The organism is Alkalibacterium sp. s-m-28 (assembly GCF_054658175.1).
Genome location: NZ_BAAGIQ010000044.1, coordinates 1 through 18,904, shown reverse-complemented (window position 1 = coordinate 18,904; position 18,904 = coordinate 1). Strand labels below are relative to the sequence as shown.

Below are 18,904 nucleotides of genomic sequence, written 5' to 3'. Positions count from 1 at the left end.
TGAAAAGGGCGTTCTATTTGTGTGTCTTCTTACAGTGTTTCAAAGAAATTCATACCAGTGTTCCATTGCCTTCCTCCTACATGCTCGATTTAGAGGCTGCCCTGACGTAAAAAGGGCAAATTCAAAGAGATTTATGTTGCAACTGAACCATTAGAAGATCTCCTGATTGCTGAGCTGGCTGAGCATGGTTACGATGTCGGCGCAGTTGAAATTACTGTAGGAACAAACTATGAAGCGGTTGGAGAAGCAATGTCTGCCGGAACACTTGATGTGGGCTTCCTTCCAGGTGGAACATACGTCCTGTATGATGATTCTGCAGAAGTTATTCTGACTGCAACACGTGCTGGTCTGAACAACGATTCAGATAACCCAGCTGACTGGAATGAAAACAAACCGACTGAAGCTACTGACGAACAGGTGACGTACTACCGTTCAATCCTGATCGCAGGTCCATCTGAAAAAGGTAGAGAATTAGCTGATAAAATTAACAGCGGAGAAGAACTGACTTGGGAAGATGTTGATTCAGCGTCTTGGAGCGTTATGAGTTCTTCTTCATCTGCAGGATACATTTATCCAACAATCTGGCTGCAGGAAAACTTTGGTCAGTCTCTGACAGACTTAAGTCAGGTCGTTCAAGCTGACTCTTATGCGAACTCGTTTGCAAGACTGGCAGCTGAACAGGTTGACCTGATCGTTGCTTACGCAGATGCACGTCGCGACTATGTTGATATCTGGGAAGAAGACTTTGGTGCTGAAAACGATATTTGGGAAGATACAGATGTCGTCGGTGTAACACCAGGAATCTTCAACGATACAATCAGTGTCAGCCAGTTCTCAGACATTATGGATGACGATCTGATTGAAGCTCTACAGCAGTCATTCATCAACATTGCACAGACAGACGAAGGACGCGAAGTCATCGCGATCTACTCACACGAAGGTTATGTGCCTGCAACAAGCGAAGACTATGACGTAGAAAGAGAAGCACAACAGATTCTACGCGACATGTCTGAATAATTTAAGAATTTACGACTAAACTGAATGAAAAATTAAGCTGGGAGCGCCCTCTCCTGGCTTTCTTTTTGATTATCTCCAGAGAGGAAATAGGCCAAAATGATAGAATTTAAAGATGTAAACAAGACATACCCGAATGGGGTCACTGCCTTAAAAAATGTAAATCTGACCATTGATCAGGGAGAATTCGTTGCGATCATCGGATTGTCAGGTGCTGGAAAATCCACACTTATCCGCTGCATCAACCGTATGCATGAAATTAATGAGGGGACATTGACCGTTAATGATGTAAATGTCGGAAAACTGAGTGGAAAGCAGATCCGTTCTTTCCGTCGTAAAATTGGAATGATCTTTCAGTCGTTCAACTTAGTGACACGTACATCAGTAATCAATAATGTATTGATTTCATCTGTACCTGAACTGTCCTGGTGGAGAAAGCTCGTTGGTCTGTTTCCTAAGGAGAAAAAAGCAGAAGCACTTGAAGCCCTGGATAAAGTAGGCATCCTGGACAAAGCATATAATCGTGTCGATCAGCTCTCAGGTGGTCAGCAGCAGCGTGTGGCACTAGCCCGTACGATTGCTCAGAACCCTGATATCATCTTAGCGGATGAACCGGTTGCGTCCCTTGACCCAGTTACAGCTAAAGTGGTCATGGATGACTTCAAACGCATCAATCAGGAAACAAACATGTCCATCCTGATCAACATTCACCACGTCGAACTGGCTCTGGAGTATGCCGATCGCGTAATCGGTATCCGTCAGGGAGAAGTCGTGTATGATGGAAAATCCGAAGATGTTTCTCAGGATGTACTGGACCAGATCTACGGCAGTGCCGACAATGTTCCTAAAATGGATGATCCGGAAGAAGCAGAGGTCTAGGAGGGACGAGCATGAGAGAAACAGTATACGATAAGATTTTCAAACCCAAGACCTATACTTTGTCGAATGGAAAAGAAGTGAAACAGCGTGCTTCCCGAGCGCCTCTTATTCTTCTGATCGTTTTATTCGTGACGGTTGTGTCATGGGAAGTCACAGGTGTGGACCTGTCGATGTTAAGAACACGAGGACATCAGTTCATTGTCATACTAACTGACATGTTCCCGCCAAACTTTAATTTTATGAATAATGTATGGGGCCCGCTTTTCGATACGATTCAGATGTCACTTCTGGGATCCATTGCCGGAGCCTTGCTGGCTATACCGTTTGCTTTGCTGTCATCCAGCAACATAATAAGGAACCGGTTATTAAACGGCTTTTTCAAACTGTTCCTGAGTATTTTAAGAACATTACCTACTCTGATTTCTGCATTGATTGCCACGTTCATCTTCGGACTGGGGACCATGGCCGGAACGGTGGCGATTTTCCTCTTTACCCTGTCTTATATTGGTAAACTGATGTATGAACATATTGAAAACGTCGATATGGGGGCTTTTGAAGCGCATGAATCCATGGGTCTTTCAAAAGTGGAAGCCTTCCGCTATGCTATCGTACCGGATGTTCTTCCGACATACTTGTCTGTGTCATTATATGCCTTTGAAGGAAATATAAGATACGCAGCCATTCTTGGTTATGTTGGAGCCGGAGGAGTCGGTCTCCTGCTGAACGAGCGTCTGGGCTGGAGAGACTACCCGAGCGTGGGAATGGTCCTGCTGATATTGATGCTGGTTGTCTTCGTGATTGAACGCATCAGTGAATACTTCCGAATGAAACTGACTTAATAAAGGAGCAGAGAGAAAATGGATAAAGCTGTTGCACAGCAACTTGAAAAAGCACCAAATCGTAAAGTTTATTTATCAACTATTGCAATCATCCTGACTGCTCTTATCATCTGGTCATTCATGGGAGTCAATATCACTGGTTTTGATCAACAAGGAATGAGAATCGCCAGAAATATCTTCCGCGGGCTGTTTTCACCGGACCTGGAATTCCTGTTTGACTTCACATCAGGTGGAGGGGTACCAGGGCTCTTGTTTGAAACGATCGCCATCGCCTTTTTAGGAACAGTATTCGGGTCCTTTCTGGCGATCCCGATCTCATTCTTGATGTCCCCAAGTATCGTTTCCAGGCCTGTAGCCTTTGTGACACGTCTGGTCGTTATCTTTATCCGGACCATTCCTTCACTTGTATACGGGTTGATGTTCATCCGTGTAACTGGACCTGGTCCATACGCAGGTGTGCTGACGATGTCTCTGACTTCGATCGGTATGATTTCGCGTTTATACGTGGATGTCATTGAAAACCTGGACAGAGGCGTTCTTGAAGCCATGACCTCTATGGGCTGTACGACTTACCAGAAAGTACGTTACGGCATTCTGCCACAGCTGTTCTCAAGCTTCCTGTCTGTAACGATCTACCGTTACGATATGAACCTGCGTGATGCAACCATACTGGGACTAGTTGGAGCTGGAGGAATTGGAGCACCTCTGATATTCGCCATGCGTTCTTACAGATGGAGCGAAGTCGGATCAATCCTGATTGGACTGGTTGTTCTGATCCTGGCAGTTGAGATTTTCTCCAACAAACTGCGTGAACGTTTAGTTAATGGATAAAAAAATAGTTCTAGTCAAAAAGAAAGGATCCACCATTCTGTGTAGTTACAGAGTGATAGATCCTTTTTTTGGTTAAATTTAATCCCAAACAGGAATAGAAGAGTTCTGAGTGGTTTCTGCAATGATTTCAGCTGTTTCATCTGTCTGGTAAGTGTCAACAATCTTCTGATATATGTCGTTGTCAACATCTTCAGAACGGACAACGATAGCATTGATGTATGGTTCTGAATCTTCATTCACAGGCTCAAGGAAAATCGCATCCTGTGAAGGGATTAAGCCAGCATCAATAGCCATACCGACGTTGATCACAGCTGCAGCGGCATCAGTTAATGAGCGAGCCGTCTGGTTTCCTGCAACGGTCACGATATCCAGATTTAATGGATTGCTTGTTATATCGTCTACGACGGGGCGGTTCCCTGCTTCTGGATCCACTTCAAGAAGCCCTGCTGACTGTAATAAAATCAATGCGCGACCTTCGTTTGATGCATCGTTCGGGATAACGATTGTGTCTCCTTCTTGAATATCGGATACATCTTCCACGTATTCAGAATAAATACCTAAAGGGTTGAGCGTTGTATAGCCAATCGGGGTCAAGTCATTTCCGGTATCATCATTGAAGTCGTCTAAGAAGATTACAGTCTGAAAGGCGTTCAATTCGATATCTCCGTCAGCTAGAGCTGTATTAGGGGTTTGATAATCTGAAAAAGTAACGATTTCCAAGTTGATTCCTTCATCCGCCAGCCGATCTCGAACGCTTTCCCAGGCTTCATTATTTTCGCCCACTACCCCCAGTCTTACCGTTTCTCCATCATTTCCACAAGCAGCCAGTACAACCGCGAATACAATACTTAGTAGAGCTAAAAATCCTTTTTTCATCATTATTTCTCCATTCTATTTTTATTATTGTGTTAATGTAATTTAGCTTGTTTGTTAATGTGTTGTTTTTCTGATCAGAATACGTCCGATCCATTGGGTGACAAAGACGATCAGCATGATCAAAAGAGTGGAGACAATAGTGATATCCAGCTGATAACGGTTGTATCCTCTAGCAATAGCCAAGTCGCCTAACCCACCGCCCCCAACGACGCCTGCCATGGTAGTTAGACCGATTAGATTAATAATCGATACAGCAGACACACGAACGAGAGAAGGGAGGCCTTCTTTTAAATATACGCCGAATATAATTTCCAACGGTGAGGATCCCATGGATTCAGCGGCTTCTACTATACCAGGATCAACTTCAAGCAAAGCATTTTCAACCTGACGTGAATAAAAAGGAATAATCCCGATAGTTAGGGGCACAATGGCAGCGGTCGTTCCAATCGTCGTCCCTACAATAAAGCGAGTGAAAGGTGCGAGCAGAGCCATCAGAATAATAAATGGGACGGAACGCCCTGTATTAATAAACTGCTCTAATTTATTATATAACCGTGGTTTTTCCAGAATACCTCGTCTGTTCGTTATGACTAAGATCACTCCGAACGTGATTCCGATTGTTCCTGCAATTACTGCTGCAATCAGAGTCATGTAGATGGTCTGCCATGTGCTTTGAAGAATGCGGTCAGGAATTGCCCAGACATTAGGTGCGATGGTCTCTAACCAGTTAAGTAATCTATTCATATTATTTTCCTCCCGAAACTAAATAATTTTCTCTCTATTCAATGGAATTACTTTCGATTTGTTTACCAGCTGAATTTTTTCAAGCTGCTGGACGGTTACCTGCTGTGATTCGAGATAATTGACAGCTTGCTTTATCTGTTGAGACGAGCCACTTAATATGACGATCAAATTTCCAATAGGGGTATCGTAGAGAATTTCGATATCACCATACAAGATATTTGTCGTAACCGTAAATCGTGAATAGAGACTGGCTATGAGCGGTTCATTTGTACTCTGACCAACGAATGAGAGCCTTACAACGATGTCGTTATCATGGAGATCAAGAATTGATGGGTGTTTGGCCAGTTTCACCAAGGCCTGATCAATGTGGGTTGCCGTGTTAATGAACTCTTGGGTCAATGCATTCTTAGGATCAGTAAAGATGGACACGATATCACCTTCTTCAACGACTGAACCATTTTCCATTACAGCTACTTTATTGCAAATCTCTTTGATTACCTCCATTTCATGAGTGATAATGACAATGGTCAATCCAAGCTTGTCATTCAAGTCTTTCAGCAATTCCAGTATCGACAAAGTGGTCTTGGGGTCCAGCGCACTCGTCGCTTCATCACAGAGCAAGACTTCGGGATCGTTGGCCAATGCCCGGGCTATTCCTACACGCTGTTTCTGACCGCCTGATAATTGGGAAGGGTAGACGTCGTGTTTATCAGCTAGACCAACTAGGTCAAGAAGTTCTGTGACTTTCAGTTTTTTCTCTTCAGAAGACAAGGAGCTTGAACGCAAGGCATAATGAACATTCCCAGCGACTGTGCGAGCATTCATCAGATTGAAATGCTGAAAGATCATGCCTATTTTCTTTCGTGCACTACGCAAGTCTTTTGCATTCAACCCCAGAAGGTCCTGACCACTGACATGAACAGTCCCGTTAGAAGGGCGCTGCAGTAAATTGATCGTTCTCACAAGGGTACTTTTTCCAGCTCCTGAATAGCCGACGATCCCGTAGACATCTCCTTTTTCAATGGTCAGTGATACATCACGAACGGCATGAAGTATATGTTCTTTCGTTTCAAAGTGTACATCGATATGTTTCAGTTCTATCATTGTTTCTCTCCCCTTTATCTGCTGAATGAGCATCTGATGATATAAAAAAAGCGGTCGTCTTGATTAGACAGTCAAAACCAGCAAACCGGTTTTATTTAGTCTAATCAAAGGACGAACGCTTAAGTCGTGGTACCACCTTTGTTTGTGTCTTTCTCGCAAAAAACACCTCATTGAGGAAAGAAGAGTATCAATTCTTCTTTCTCAAAAGCAGTAACGGTTGCTGCCGTGATAGCCTAGCCTATAAAAGGATCGGTATCCCACTTGAACTTGCGTAGAAGTCATGCCGAGCAAGTTTGTCATAGAGACCATATTCAATGTCTTCAAGTAAACCTGCTTTCAGCATGCACAGGCTCTCTGTTTTACTTTAGTGTCATTTACTCATCTCTTACGTGTTTTACTTATATTGTTTTCAGGTATTAAAAAAGTCCCTGAAAGAAGTCCGCTTCAAGCGAACTTCCTCCAAGGACGAAATAGTCTCGTGTTACCACCTTGATTTGCAATGGAATTTCTTCTCATTGCCTCCACCAGTACGCTGCACAAGAAGTGCGTGATACTGTGACACTGTAACGGGTGTGACCGTAGTGGACTTATTTTAACATTCGTCCAATCTGCTTCAGCTTGAACAGGTGTAAATAGCTGTCCGAAGCTTTAAAAGACCATTTTCCTATTTTTCCATCCTACCCCTTTTCACCAGTCGGGGCTCTCTGAGAAGACTTCCTAATAGTACTTATCTTTACACATTTATGATGTTTGTTTCTTGTTGCTCATTACTATAGCAAGGTTTTACATCACCTGTCAACACTAAATTCTATGATAGCTATAAATAAATGTAAATCATTTATCTCACTAGACGAACAAAGGGGTCACGTTGGTTTCAGAATTGCTTATTCCTCGGGCTAATTGACCAATGTCGAGTATGTGATTTATCGTACTGCGACTGAAGACACTCGCTTCTATAAGCGGGTGATGAATGGCGCTCGAGCTTGCTCGACAGTATTTTCGAAAAAAGTAAAAAATAAGTCTTATTCCTGCAATAACTCGTCACACAAAAGTCATTGTTCCCCTTGCTTTAATCCCGTCATTAGGGTATTTTTAGTACAAAGAGGAGGGGAATGTATGTTCAAGAATAAAGCGTATAAATTTCGTCTCTACCCCAATGAAAAACAGAAAGAGCAGATAAACAAAACAATCGGATCTGCTCGCTTTGTCTATAATCATTTCTTAAATGAATGGACGACGACATATAAAGAAACTGGAAAGGGCTTATCCAATACTAAATGTTCCGCTGTTTTGACTCAGCTTAAAAAACAGGTAGATACTTGGTGGCTGAAAGAACCGGACAGTATTGCTCTCCAAGCGAGTTTGGAACACTTAGCAGATGCTTTTGATGGTTTTTTTCAGAAGAAAAAAGACTATCCTCGGTTTAAAAGTAAAAAGCATCATCGTCAATCGTATACGACCAAGCAGACAAATAAGAATATTCGTGTCTCAGGAAACAAAATTAAACTCCCCAAATTGGACTGGGTGCGCTTTGCTAAAAGCAAAGAGGTTACAGGGACTATTCAGCGTGCGATTATAAGTAGAACCCCTACGGGAAAGTATTTCGTATCCGTTGTTTGCCAAGTAGAAATGATAGCGGAACCAAAAACGGGAACAGCTATCGGTATAGATCTAGGAATTACCGATTTTGCGATTCTTTCCACTGGCGTTAAAATAGATAACCATCGCTTCACCTCAAAAATGGAAGACAGTCTTAAAAGAGAACAACGCAAACTGTCTCGTCGCTATGAACAAGCAAAGAAAGACGGAAAAGAATTAACTAATGCCAAAAACTATCAAAAGCAGCGGCTTAAAGTCGCTAACCTTTACGAAAAAGTAGCCAACCAACGCGAAGATTTCTTGAATAAACTCAGTACGCTGATCATCAAAAACCACGATATCATTTGTATTGAAGATTTGAATATTCAAGGCATGAAGAAGAATCGAAAGCTGGCTAAACAGATTTCGGATGTTTCATGGTCAGCCTTTGTCAAAAAGCTCACTTACAAAGCGGAGTGGCATAACCGCTCTCTAGTTAAAGTCAGTCAGTGGTATCCTTCCAGTCAACTGTGCTCGTCTTGTGGGCATAACGCCGGGAAGAAACATCTGCATATCAGAGAGTGGATCTGCCCAGAATGCAAAGCGCATCATGACAGAGATATCAATGCAAGTATCAATATTTTAAACGAAGGCATTAAAATACTACAGTTTGTCTAACACACTCCAACCGTAGGGACTACGGGGGTAGCCTGGTAAATAAAAGCAAACGCTGATACTCTATTAAACAAGTGTGTCAAGTCTACTTTGTTCCCAGGAATCTCCCACTTCTAAGCGTGAGCGAAAGTGGGGGTAGTTCAATTGCTCTCTACTCATCCATTTGATGGAGAAACAGAGATATATTTTCTGACTCCGGAACAGGGGCTTTACCATGTCAATCTTACACATGAGGAGTCGGAGAGGGAGTTTTTTCGATACAATCGTTGACCGGATCGAACCGGTCGCTTGTCACAGCTTGTCATCAATAACGATTTCTACAAGGATCTCCCGGAAGAGTTGTGGGACGTCGATGAAGTGACTAGGTCACTGCGAGAAGCCGGGAAGAAACTCGATGGTCTTAATCTCCTCCCTGCACCTTTTCCACTTGAAGAGGTTCTGACCGAGAGAGACATCCGTTTCCTTACATTTATCTAAACGTCTGTTGGGAAAAGATGTATCGAAAACACGTCAGTTTTATAATGAGTGTCCTTTGAAAGTCTGAAGGGAACTCTTTATTTTTAATGCATATTAAGTCAATTGACTTTATATCCAAAGCCGAGTATGCTAGTTGAAGACTCATTTTTCAGTCGGAGGATAATTATGCAGAATAATTTTAAATTGTTTTTTAAATACGTCAGTTTGAACATGCTCGGTATGCTGGGCATCTCTTTTTATATACTGGCAGATACCTTGTTCATCGCTCAGGCATTAGGACCAACAGGAATCGCGGCACTGAACTTGAGTATTCCAGCGTTTGGAATCATTCACGGATTTGGACTGATGCTGGGCTTAGGGGGAGCGACAAGGTACAAGATTCTTTTATCGCAGAATAAACTGGCCGAGTCCAACCGAGTCTACTCGCAGACATTCCTGTTTGCAGTGGGCATGGGAATTCTATTTATGATGATCGGCCTGTTCGGGGCCTCCCCGATGGCACGTGCTCTAGGGGCGGATGCCGAAACATTTGAAATGACAGCCGTCTATATAAGGACAATCCTGACATTCGCCCCGTTTTTTGTACTAAATAATATGCTGCTGGCCTTTGTCAGAAATGACGGGGATCCCTCTCTAGCTATGTATGGGATGGTCATCGGAAGTGTCCTTAATGTCGTACTCGATTATATCTTCATATTTCCGATGCAGCTTGGTATGTTTGGGGCATCACTGGCAACAAGCATATCGGCTATTGTCAGTCTGATCATCCTGTCCATTCACTTCTTCAAGCCGGGTAATCAACTGAAGTTCACTTTCCAGAAAATTGAAGGGTGGATCATTAAAGATGTGACCTACTTGGGTGCAGCGGCCTTTATTAATGAACTGTCTGCTGCTGTCGTCATGTTCTCCTTCAATACAATTATTTTCAACCTGGAAGGGAATAATGGTCTGGCGGCATATGGTATTATTGCCAATATTTCGTTCGTAGTCCTGTCCTTATTCGCCGGTATCGCTCAAGGGACCCAGCCGCTGTTAAGTGAGAGCTACGGTCAGAAAGACCTGAAAGGGATGAAGCATGTTCTCGTTTTATCCTTTCTGACGGCGCTGGTCTTGAGTTTAAGCGTGTACGTAGGAACAGCGGCCTTTACTGAAGAAATCATATCAGTTTTCAATAGTGAAAACAGTGCACATATTGCCCGAATGGCGACAAGTGGTCTGCTGATTTATTTTATCGGCTTTGTGTTCGCAGGAATGAATACAATTCTGACCAGTTACTTCGGTGCTACAGATCAGCCTAACAGAGCACTGCTCTTTTCGCTATTAAGAGGTGGTCTACTAATTATTCCATTAGCTATCGTGTTGAGTTATTTCTTCGGCATGAACGGCGTCTGGTCATCCTATGTCCTGACCGAAGCCCTGATCGTCATGGTCATCGCCTTCATTATTAATCCGAACAAGCGGTTGAAGAGAAGGTAAGAAAAACTTCACGTGCCGTTCATCCTCGGTAATATTAAAGACAGCAAAGAAACATATACTTTTCTACTAAATAAGGTACTTCTGTTAGCCAATCATTCCTGACAGAAGTATCTTTTTATATTATAAAATTTACACTTATCTACATACAAAATTATTGGTACAATATAAGCCAAAGGCAAGAATTTACTGCAATCTATCTATAAAAACATGTATTGCAAGAAAAAAAGCTGTGCTATAATGCTGTAAAAATAAAGCGTTTACAGTGCGGAAAGTAGGATGACTGATGTTTGAGAAACCTGAAAAAGGAGTCTGGAGCAGGAAAACTTCTGATAAATGGCAAGATGGCTATTTCGTTGGGAATGGTGAAACGGGAGGTATATTATACGGAGGTAGTACACAGTTTAACATAGTTGTAAATCATCATTCACTGTATTTAAAATCTGATCAGATGGATAGTATACCGGATATTTCTAATTGTCTTAACGACTTAAGACGTACAATAAAAGAACAGGGATATCAAAAAGGTATTGAGTTTTTTGAAAAAGAAGCAATTGACAAGGGGTATGACGGGCTGACAATGAGTGACCTTTTCCATCCAGGAGGCGAGATCGTATTCTCCATCACCCCTTCAGTCGCCAATCCTACATCAAGATACATAAGATCACTTGATTACGAGACGGGTATAATCTGTGAAGCCTTTTCGACTGAAAATGGTCAGGAATTCAGTAAAAAAATGTTTGCATCAAAAAAAGAGAACGCTTTATATCTTGAACTGAAGAGTGACGATATGTTTTCGATGGAATTTTCATTAAAAGAATTTGACCACTCCTTGCTTTCCCAGAGAAGTCAGCTGACAGCTAAAAGTAAGCTTGAAGCAGTGTATACTTATTTTAATGACAGTTATTACAAAGTATTCATAGAGTGGGATACAGATGGTGAGTTCACTGCAGAAGACAATACCTTCTCACTCAAGAAAGCAACTAGATTAAGAATGAAAGTGGCTGTCAATTCCGATCAAGCTGCAGCCATCGGTACATTTGAGGATATTGAAAAAGAACATATTGATTTCCATCGCAATCAGTACAATCAAGTGTCTCTGAGTTTATGCAAAGACACTGACAGAAATAAAAGTTACGAAGACTTAGTGGAACTGCTTGAATCAGAAGAGAGCATTCCTGTTAGTCTGTATGAAAAACTGTACGATGCAAGTCGTTATTTCATTCAGTCCATGTCAGGACCGGCACTTCCAAACCTGCAGGGAATATGGAGTGGAGACTTTAATCCACCATGGAGCGGTGATTTTACTTTTGACACGAATGTACAGTTAGCTATTGCATCTCTGGCAAGTCTGGGCTTGTTTGAAAACTTTTCCTGCTTATTCAATACCGTAAAAGCATATGAAGAAGATTTCAGAAAAAATGCGCAATGCTATTATAGCTGCAGAGGGTTTTTAGTACCTGTACATGCCAGTACGCGTGCCTTACATGTTCACTGGAATAAAGAATGGCCGCTTATCTTCTGGACAGCTGGTGCAGGATGGTTAGCTCATTTCTACAATGAATACTATGACTATACACAAGACATAGATTTTCTGAAAAAAGTTGCCTTGCCTTTTTATGAAGAGACTCTACTGTTTTATGAAGATTTTATTGAATATGAGGATGATACAGCTGTATTCAGACCCAGCTATTCAGCAGAAAACGGAATGGGTAATAATTCTACAATGGATGTAGCTGTTGTAAAAGCAACGCTCAGCTATATAAAGAATGCTTATAAGGATTTAGGAATGGATGTTCCGGATAAATATGACAGGATAGAAAACAGGCTTCCGGCATACATGATCGATGAAGAAGGTGTGCTGAAGGAGTGGATAGACGAATCAGCTGAAGAAAATCCCAACCATCGACATTTTTCAAACTTGTATCCAGTTTTTCAGACAAAAGAGATTACTGCGGATCAGCCGGGCTTATGGAAAGCTGCACATAAAGCATTTGATAAGCGACTTGAAGCGTGGTTGTTGAGAGATGATGGAGATACCTCGTCTTCACATGGGAGAATGCATGCAGCGATGTGTGCAATCGCAATGGAACGATCAGAAGACCTGGAAAAAGCACTAGGAGCACTTGTCATGAATCAGTCTTTTTTCCGTCATTAGCTACAAGCCACTATAATCATCAGACTGTCTTTAATGTGGATGCCAACGGGTCTTTTCCTAAAGTCATACACGATGCCTTAATTTATTCAGAAGAACCGGGTGTAATAACTTTGTTTAAAGCTATCCCCTCTTGGCTGAAAAAAGGTACACTTAAAGGCATTAGATTGCCGAATACCATCAAAGTCGAGAGTTTTACATGGGACATACCCAATCATACATTTGAATTAGAACTGACCTCTAAACGTTCGAATACTCTGACTATTCAATTACCAGACGTATTTAAACCGATAGAAGAAGACACACCATCTTTTATAGAAGTAAATTTGAAAGCAAATGAGCCTGTTAGAATTCCCAGCAAACAATGAGGCAGTAGGAGCTGAACAGAGTGAAGAAAAAATTAAAAAATAAGCCTTATCCTGAATAATTCATACCTCTAATTTCAGAGGCTGTTTTTAAATATTGTTATATTTTCTTTATCGTTTTCCATTTTCTATCCTAATTATTTAATTTTTTTCGGTCTATTTAATTATTTTGAGACTTTTTACTTTTCAAACTCAAATTTTGGGCGCACTTCTCCCTAGGCCATTTAAATTCTTTTTAATAAACCAGGTTCTTTAAATGTGTTGCCGAACCCTTTGGATTTTCCTGAATACGGCATAAAACTCTCGTTGGTGAACATGAGAAATCGATAGTTTTAAATACATTTGTCTTGCAGTGCTGACTAGTTTTCCAGCCACTTTGAATAGATGGAAACGGATTGTGTCCACTTGGAGTCCTTTCGATTTTGGCTCAAAACACAAGGTGCGTAAGAAGTTAACCAGATTGTACGCCAACAGGCTAATCATCATGCGGGCCTCGTTTTCAATGAATCTGGGACTATCTGTTTTATCAAAGAAGAAGCTGTTCTTGGCTTCTTTAATGTAGTTTTCCATGGTACCGCATTTATTGTAGGTTTCAAACACTCTTTTAGCTGAGATGTTTTCTGAGAAATTCGTGACAATAAAGGAATGCTTAAAAAGGAGTTCGCCTACTTCTCGAGTTGAACGAATACACACTCGACGCGGTTTGAACCATGAAGCTGCTTGGTAGGAAACCGAATGATAATAGACTTCTTTTTCATCCCAAGGATGATGGTTATCATAGAACACAAACTCTTCCGCTAAACGATATAAATTCCTATTGGCCTTTAGCCGAATGACATACTGATTTTCGTATAAGTCGCATAAATCATAAACATCCGGTGTCGCGAAACCACTGTCTCCACGAACGAGAATATCAGTGGTTGGAATCGTTTGGTTATAATGTTCCAATAACGGTTCAAGAAATTCTTTGACCCCGTTGGAAGTGTATTGATTTCCTGATCGAAGCTTGGCTTTTAAAAAGTCGCCAGTCAAGCCGTCAAATGCCACTAAAGGATGGTAGCAATTCGTTCCATAATGGGCGTTGTAAGCAGTTTGTTCTTGATGACCAAAGGTATCCGAATGGGTAGAATCTAAATCAATAATCATATTTGTATCGTTGCGAACCAGACGGGCTTTGTCAATTAACGCTTGATTGAATACTTGAAGCGTCTTAATTGTCTCACCTTCTACACGATCATATAATCGAGAAATGGATGATTGAGAAGCCAACGGCTCATCAATTGATAACGTCTGTAATACCGGATCATGCTGTAAAATATTTGCAGCAGAATCAGTATTATAACCACCTATAAATTGTAGAATTATCTGTTTCAAAATCTTATGATTCGTATGCGTCCAATATTTACGACTGTCATTAAATGTAACAATGTCTTCAGAGAGCTGAGTAAATTTAAAAGCATCCATTAACTCATCGATTAGTACTAAGCCAGAATCACTTGATAAACGACCACCATCATGAGAAACGATTAAGTTATTGTTGAATTTCACGGCATTTTCTTGTAAAGTAACCACTGAGAGAACCCCTTTCTATGGTTGTTTGTAGTGAAGTAACCATATCAGAAAGTGGTTCTTTTTTCATCACCTAATGGGTGATGAAGTAATTTAAAATAAAGTTGTTCAAATCAACGATTAAGAGCATTTTTAGAAAAACTATGAATTATTCAGGACTGTAACTGATAATTAAGTTATTTAAGAATCGAAAAGAGTAGTTACTGATGGACTCTATTTAAAGATTTTATAATGATGTGCTACTAGTTGTATTAGAGGAAAGGCCAACAAATGCGATTAGTTTGCTTAAAGCTATAAATAAAAGGCCAATAATTGTAGATGCTTTAGAGCAAGGTGGTAACTGTAAATACTAAATACAATTTACCTTTGAAACATTGCAGATGAAAATCTAGAAGAAATGTATGAAAAAGCTACTTGGCCAGTCTGTGGCCCACCACCTAGGTTAACTGCCGCCAAACAATTAATGAAGTAAAACGGTGTATCCTTAGAACAAAAAATCATCGAAGAGTTTGCTTTTCTAATTTAAGTCGTATATTAAAGACAATAAAAATCCCTCCAAAAGTTAGAGTAAATGACTAACTTTTTGGGGGGATTAATAATATGATTGTAGACTAAATATTAAAATTCTAAACCAATATCTAATCCTAGTCCTGGTTTTTCTGACAAAGTCATAATTCCACCTTCTTGCGTGAAATCACTCTTAATGCCGGGAACCTCTTTACTCATACGATAACTATCTAAGTCCGCATAAGTAATATTTTTTTGTGAAGCAGCTAAAGCTGCTCCAGCAGCAATCCCAATACGGGATTCAGACATACAACCTACCATACATTGTAAGCCAGCAGCTTGTGCGATCGCATTTATTTGTAAGGCAGGATAAATGCCACCGGATTTCATTAATTTAATATTGATGATATCGCATGCTTCTTCCTTAATCGCGCGAAATGCATCTTGGGGTGAGAGGACAGATTCATCCATCATAATTTGTTGTGTTACATTGTCTTTAATAAACTTCATACCTTCATAATCCCAATATGGAACAGGTTGTTCTACTTCTTCCACACCATACTTATAAAATTCATTTAGAACATGGACGGCTTGTTTCTTATAGTAGCCTTGGTTCGCATCCACTCGGAGACTGATATCTGGTCCAACTTCTTCTCGAATTAAACGAATCGCTTCTATATCATCTTTCGCATTCAATCCAACTTTTATTTTCAGAATATTAAATCCTTCATCGACATATTGTCTTGCAAGTTTCGCCATTTCTTTAGGTTCATCGATTCCGATTGTCATGTCTGATTCTACCTGGTTTGATGATCCCCCTAACAATTGGTAAACTGGAAGGCCTGTGTGTTTTCCTAAAATATCATATAAAGCTAAATCGATACCAGCTTTTCCTGCAGTCTTCCCTTTGTATTGGCGGTTCATGATTTCATGTATGCGCCCGATGTTTAAAGGATTTTCACCTTTTAATGTATTGTCCATTTCCGTTAAGAAATTTGTTACATCTTCTATGTTATTACCAGTAACAACTTTCGAAGGCTGAGATTCACCATACCCGGTAACCCCTGCATCCGTTTCAACCTTTACAATAACTGTATCCGTCCGAGTATCATCTGAACTCGCAATTTTGAAACTTACAATAGGTTCAATAGTAATTGTTTTGTGAGAAATTTTAGTAATTTTCATCGATTAATCTTCCTTTTCATAAATTTCAATAGCGACTTCCGTTGTTTCAATATCATTATAAGTTAATTTTCCACTTTCGAATTCAGCTTCTCCGTTTTGATTATCATACGGATCATTTCGACTGAAATCTAACGCAGGTGTAAAATCATGTTGAAAATCGGATACTGCTGGCATTCTGAATGGTTCTAAGTTCCCGAAGTAGAATTTCCATCGTTCTTCTTCACCTGTTCGGTATGCTGAGCCACCAAAAGAAGTATCGGCATATAACCAGCCAAATGGGGCTACATAAAATTGAGCCCAATCATGATTTCCTATTGTTTCTGGATTGGTGTATAAGCCAGCCTGCCATCTTGCTGGAACTCCAACTGCACGACATAAGGTAATAAAAGTAAGAGCTTGGATACCACAATCTCCTTTAAAACCTGTTAAAGCGTAAGTTGGAATATCTGTAATGGTGTAATAAGGACGGACAAACGAATACATCACATTTTTAGTAATATATTCGTAAATTAAACGTGCTTTTTCAAGAGGATTGGTTTCATTCCCGATAATCTCTTTAGCTACTGATTTGATATAAGGTGAAAATTTAATATGTGGTAATTGTTCTTCAGTATAAAATGTAGGTTGTGCTTCGTCTACTTCTTCCGGCAAAGGATTTTTATACACCATATGATTATCGAATTCATATTCCACATAAAACTCTTCGTCCGCTTCATATTCTTTCTCAAAATAAACGGTTCTTGCTGGATGGTCAGGTTCATTCACTAGAGCTGATTTATGAGATGTATCAATGAGTCTAAAGTTCTTTACTTGAGCATATTCAATCGGCAAAGGCAAGTGAACTCTAATTTTCTCTCCTGGTTTTTGAGCCTCTGGTTTCACCTTCAAAGTTGCACGTAAACGAATATGATAAGTCAATTCCCCTTTTTCTTTCATCTTATGCATTGTTTCATTAAGTAAATTTGTGCGCTTATCTAGTAATTCAGGGTTAGTACAACGTTTGGCATAATTGGGACGAGTTTTCATAATATTTTGTAAAATGTTTTCTCGGAAATGAATTTCGCCATCCAAATATACCCAATCTAAGGCATCTTCATCGCGTAAACTTTCGAATTCTTCGGTTTTAAAATCGGCAATATTATCTTTAAATAATGATAATGCTGCCTCGTAGGTATGAGGATAAGAATCTCTAATAATAGGTAGTATTTCTTTTTCTTGTTCTAATCTCTTTCTTAAAGCAACCGGTAAATCTTTTTCCAAGCGTTTATCGATGATTCTTTCGACTCGGTCATACTCACCCACGGCTTTTAGTTTTGCTATATCCTCTGGTAGTTGTGTGTCTAAATATTTCAAATCTTTATTCATTTATCTGCTCCATTCCTACTATTTTTTATAACAATATACATAATGTCCAGGTTTTACTTCGTATAAAGCTTGATTGTCTTCAATTATTTTAGTAAATGAATATCCATCTGGTAAACTCGCTTCGTAATTAATCTGACCCCCACCTGCAATATACCCGTTTTCAACATTGGGAATTGCTTTGAGTAATGATTTTGTATAATCATGAATCGGATTGAAATATAATTCTTCACGATCTGCTAGTTCTACAATTTTCCCATGATACATTACCGCTATTCGGTCAGACATGTGGTAGACCACATTTAAGTTATGAGAAATAAAAACGTAAGTTAAATTTTCACGCCGTTGTAAGTAAAGTAATAAATTCATGATTTGAGATTGAATAGATACATCTAAAGCCGATACTGCTTCATCACAAACTATCATTTTTGGATTCAATGCTAAGGAGCGAGCAATACCAATACGCTGACGCTGTCCGCCTGAAAACTCATGTGGATAACGATTAATGAAACTTTCGTTTAAACCACACATTTCCATGAGTTTCTTTACGCGTTCAGTTCTTTTAGTAAGATTTAACTTTTTTTGAATAACTAAAGGTTCTTCAATAATCTCTCCGACTGTCATCCTTGGATCCAAGGATGAATAGGGGTCTTGAAAAATTATCTGCATATTTTTCCGATAAGGAGTCAACTCTTTTCTCGAAAAATTTGATATATCTTCCCCTTCATAAAGAATTTCACCCGCCGTTGGTTCATTTAAACGGATCATTGTACGTCCTAAGGTTGTTTTACCACTTCCAGATTCTCCAACAATTCCTAAAGTCTCTCCTTCATACACTGAAAAAGTGACGTCATCTACAGCTTTTATATATTCTTGCTCACCACTATCAAAAGAGCCACCTTTTAATGGAAAATACATCTTTAAATTATTTACTCAAGTTTTGCAGTTGAATATCCAGGTTTAACCCTTGCGGTTATTGAAACTTCTTATAAATAATTCACTAGTGTTGCATTAAAAATTTAACTGTTTCATGACATAAAAAAGTCCTTTATAATGGGGTTGGATGACTTATCCAAGACCAAAACAAAGGACTTACAACATGGATAAGTATAAAACAAAAATGACCATAAATAAATGGTTTTCGTACATTTCTTTAGAAACATTAAGTGAATCGTCTCGACAGGCTATCGGTCAGTTTGATCGCTATTCAAAAAAATTAACGTTTAAGAAAGTACTGAAACTCTTTCTCTATGCGATTAATGATGAAACCG

General features: G+C 40.0%; 16 protein-coding genes. 9 read left to right on the top strand and 7 right to left on the bottom strand.

Annotated elements, in window-relative coordinates; translation table 11 throughout:
• Nucleotides 1-129: 129 nt before the first annotated feature.
• The 4 genes from ACYQ4S_RS07380 (at nucleotide 130) to phnE (ACYQ4S_RS07365) (ending at nucleotide 3,563) form a co-directional block, all read left to right on the top strand.
• Nucleotides 130-1,017, top strand: a complete 888-nt coding sequence (locus tag ACYQ4S_RS07380; protein WP_459770323.1) for a phosphate/phosphite/phosphonate ABC transporter substrate-binding protein — start codon at nucleotides 130-132, stop codon at nucleotides 1,015-1,017.
• 96 nt (nucleotides 1,018-1,113) lie between these two features.
• Nucleotides 1,114-1,893 (top strand): phosphonate ABC transporter ATP-binding protein, encoded by a 780-nt coding sequence (gene phnC, locus ACYQ4S_RS07375; protein ID WP_459770322.1) that lies wholly within the window; start codon nucleotides 1,114-1,116, stop codon nucleotides 1,891-1,893.
• Between the two features lie 11 nt (nucleotides 1,894-1,904).
• Nucleotides 1,905-2,732, top strand: a complete 828-nt coding sequence (gene phnE / locus ACYQ4S_RS07370) for a phosphonate ABC transporter, permease protein PhnE (protein ID WP_459770320.1) — start codon at nucleotides 1,905-1,907, stop codon at nucleotides 2,730-2,732.
• Nucleotides 2,733-2,750: 18 nt separating this feature from the next.
• Complete coding sequence (phnE, locus tag ACYQ4S_RS07365; RefSeq protein ID WP_459770318.1) at nucleotides 2,751-3,563, top strand: phosphonate ABC transporter, permease protein PhnE; 813 nt, start codon at nucleotides 2,751-2,753, stop codon at nucleotides 3,561-3,563.
• A gap of 78 nt (nucleotides 3,564-3,641) precedes the next feature.
• On the opposite strand, the gene ACYQ4S_RS07360 is transcribed toward phnE (ACYQ4S_RS07365), so the two are convergent.
• Genes ACYQ4S_RS07360 through ACYQ4S_RS07350 form a run of 3 tightly spaced genes read right to left on the bottom strand, consistent with a single transcriptional unit; the run spans nucleotide 3,642 to nucleotide 6,287 of the window.
• Complete coding sequence (locus ACYQ4S_RS07360; RefSeq protein ID WP_346025087.1) at nucleotides 3,642-4,439, bottom strand: MetQ/NlpA family ABC transporter substrate-binding protein; 798 nt, start codon at nucleotides 4,437-4,439, stop codon at nucleotides 3,642-3,644.
• Between the two features lie 54 nt (nucleotides 4,440-4,493).
• Nucleotides 4,494-5,183: a methionine ABC transporter permease gene (locus ACYQ4S_RS07355; protein WP_091268627.1), complete on the bottom strand. Its 690-nt coding sequence runs from the start codon at nucleotides 5,181-5,183 to the stop codon at nucleotides 4,494-4,496.
• A gap of 18 nt (nucleotides 5,184-5,201) precedes the next feature.
• The gene (locus ACYQ4S_RS07350) at nucleotides 5,202-6,287 is read right to left on the bottom strand and encodes a methionine ABC transporter ATP-binding protein (RefSeq protein ID WP_346025086.1); all 1,086 of its coding nucleotides are present in this window, start codon (nucleotides 6,285-6,287) and stop codon (nucleotides 5,202-5,204) included.
• 1,116 nt (nucleotides 6,288-7,403) lie between these two features.
• On the opposite strand from ACYQ4S_RS07350, the gene tnpB reads away from it, so the two are divergent.
• The 5 genes from tnpB to ACYQ4S_RS07325 all read left to right on the top strand — a co-directional run bounded on the left by tnpB (nucleotide 7,404) and on the right by ACYQ4S_RS07325 (nucleotide 13,013).
• On the top strand, nucleotides 7,404-8,543 hold the full coding sequence (tnpB, locus tag ACYQ4S_RS07345) for an IS200/IS605 family element RNA-guided endonuclease TnpB (protein ID WP_459770316.1): 1,140 nt from the start codon (nucleotides 7,404-7,406) through the stop codon (nucleotides 8,541-8,543).
• A 285-nt stretch (nucleotides 8,544-8,828) separates the two neighbouring features.
• On the top strand, nucleotides 8,829-9,017 hold the full coding sequence (locus ACYQ4S_RS07340) for a hypothetical protein (protein ID WP_459770314.1): 189 nt from the start codon (nucleotides 8,829-8,831) through the stop codon (nucleotides 9,015-9,017).
• A 165-nt stretch (nucleotides 9,018-9,182) separates the two neighbouring features.
• Entirely contained in the window at nucleotides 9,183-10,493 is a 1,311-nt protein-coding gene (locus ACYQ4S_RS07335) for an MATE family efflux transporter (protein ID WP_346024910.1), read from the top strand.
• Nucleotides 10,494-10,776: 283 nt separating this feature from the next.
• The gene (locus tag ACYQ4S_RS07330) at nucleotides 10,777-12,648 is read left to right on the top strand and encodes a glycosyl hydrolase family 95 catalytic domain-containing protein (RefSeq protein WP_346024909.1); all 1,872 of its coding nucleotides are present in this window, start codon (nucleotides 10,777-10,779) and stop codon (nucleotides 12,646-12,648) included.
• A 35-nt stretch (nucleotides 12,649-12,683) separates the two neighbouring features.
• The gene (locus ACYQ4S_RS07325) at nucleotides 12,684-13,013 is read left to right on the top strand and encodes a hypothetical protein (protein WP_346024908.1); all 330 of its coding nucleotides are present in this window, start codon (nucleotides 12,684-12,686) and stop codon (nucleotides 13,011-13,013) included.
• A 249-nt stretch (nucleotides 13,014-13,262) separates the two neighbouring features.
• Here ACYQ4S_RS07325 and ACYQ4S_RS07320 read toward each other — a convergent pair whose 3' ends face one another.
• The 4 genes from ACYQ4S_RS07320 to ACYQ4S_RS07305 all read right to left on the bottom strand — a co-directional run bounded on the left by ACYQ4S_RS07320 (nucleotide 13,263) and on the right by ACYQ4S_RS07305 (nucleotide 18,551).
• A complete protein-coding gene (locus tag ACYQ4S_RS07320; RefSeq protein ID WP_459770311.1) occupies nucleotides 13,263-14,582 on the bottom strand; it encodes an IS1380 family transposase in 1,320 nt (439 codons plus the stop codon).
• A 615-nt stretch (nucleotides 14,583-15,197) separates the two neighbouring features.
• A complete protein-coding gene (locus tag ACYQ4S_RS07315) occupies nucleotides 15,198-16,271 on the bottom strand; it encodes a mandelate racemase/muconate lactonizing enzyme family protein (protein WP_459770309.1) in 1,074 nt (357 codons plus the stop codon).
• Between the two features lie 3 nt (nucleotides 16,272-16,274).
• Complete coding sequence (locus ACYQ4S_RS07310) at nucleotides 16,275-17,636, bottom strand: transglutaminase-like domain-containing protein (protein ID WP_346025510.1); 1,362 nt, start codon at nucleotides 17,634-17,636, stop codon at nucleotides 16,275-16,277.
• Between the two features lie 18 nt (nucleotides 17,637-17,654).
• Nucleotides 17,655-18,551: an ATP-binding cassette domain-containing protein gene (locus ACYQ4S_RS07305; protein WP_459770307.1), complete on the bottom strand. Its 897-nt coding sequence runs from the start codon at nucleotides 18,549-18,551 to the stop codon at nucleotides 17,655-17,657.
• Nucleotides 18,552-18,904: the final 353 nt, after the last annotated feature.

Excerpts from the sequence above, each read along its gene's own strand:
- phnC (WP_459770322.1), top strand. The coding sequence starts at position 1,114 with ATGATAGAATTTAAAGATGTAAACAAGACATACCCGAATGGGGTCACT.
- phnE (WP_459770320.1), top strand. The coding sequence starts at position 1,905 with ATGAGAGAAACAGTATACGATAAGATTTTCAAACCCAAGACCTATACT.
- phnE (WP_459770318.1), top strand. The coding sequence starts at position 2,751 with ATGGATAAAGCTGTTGCACAGCAACTTGAAAAAGCACCAAATCGTAAA.
- ACYQ4S_RS07360 (WP_346025087.1), bottom strand. The coding sequence starts at position 4,439 with ATGAAAAAAGGATTTTTAGCTCTACTAAGTATTGTATTCGCGGTTGTA.
- ACYQ4S_RS07355 (WP_091268627.1), bottom strand. The coding sequence starts at position 5,183 with ATGAATAGATTACTTAACTGGTTAGAGACCATCGCACCTAATGTCTGG.
- ACYQ4S_RS07350 (WP_346025086.1), bottom strand. The coding sequence starts at position 6,287 with ATGATAGAACTGAAACATATCGATGTACACTTTGAAACGAAAGAACAT.
- tnpB (WP_459770316.1), top strand. The coding sequence starts at position 7,404 with ATGTTCAAGAATAAAGCGTATAAATTTCGTCTCTACCCCAATGAAAAA.
- ACYQ4S_RS07335 (WP_346024910.1), top strand. The coding sequence starts at position 9,183 with ATGCAGAATAATTTTAAATTGTTTTTTAAATACGTCAGTTTGAACATG.
- ACYQ4S_RS07330 (WP_346024909.1), top strand. The coding sequence starts at position 10,777 with ATGTTTGAGAAACCTGAAAAAGGAGTCTGGAGCAGGAAAACTTCTGAT.
- ACYQ4S_RS07315 (WP_459770309.1), bottom strand. The coding sequence starts at position 16,271 with ATGAAAATTACTAAAATTTCTCACAAAACAATTACTATTGAACCTATT.
- ACYQ4S_RS07310 (WP_346025510.1), bottom strand. The coding sequence starts at position 17,636 with ATGAATAAAGATTTGAAATATTTAGACACACAACTACCAGAGGATATA.
- ACYQ4S_RS07305 (WP_459770307.1), bottom strand. The coding sequence starts at position 18,551 with ATGTATTTTCCATTAAAAGGTGGCTCTTTTGATAGTGGTGAGCAAGAA.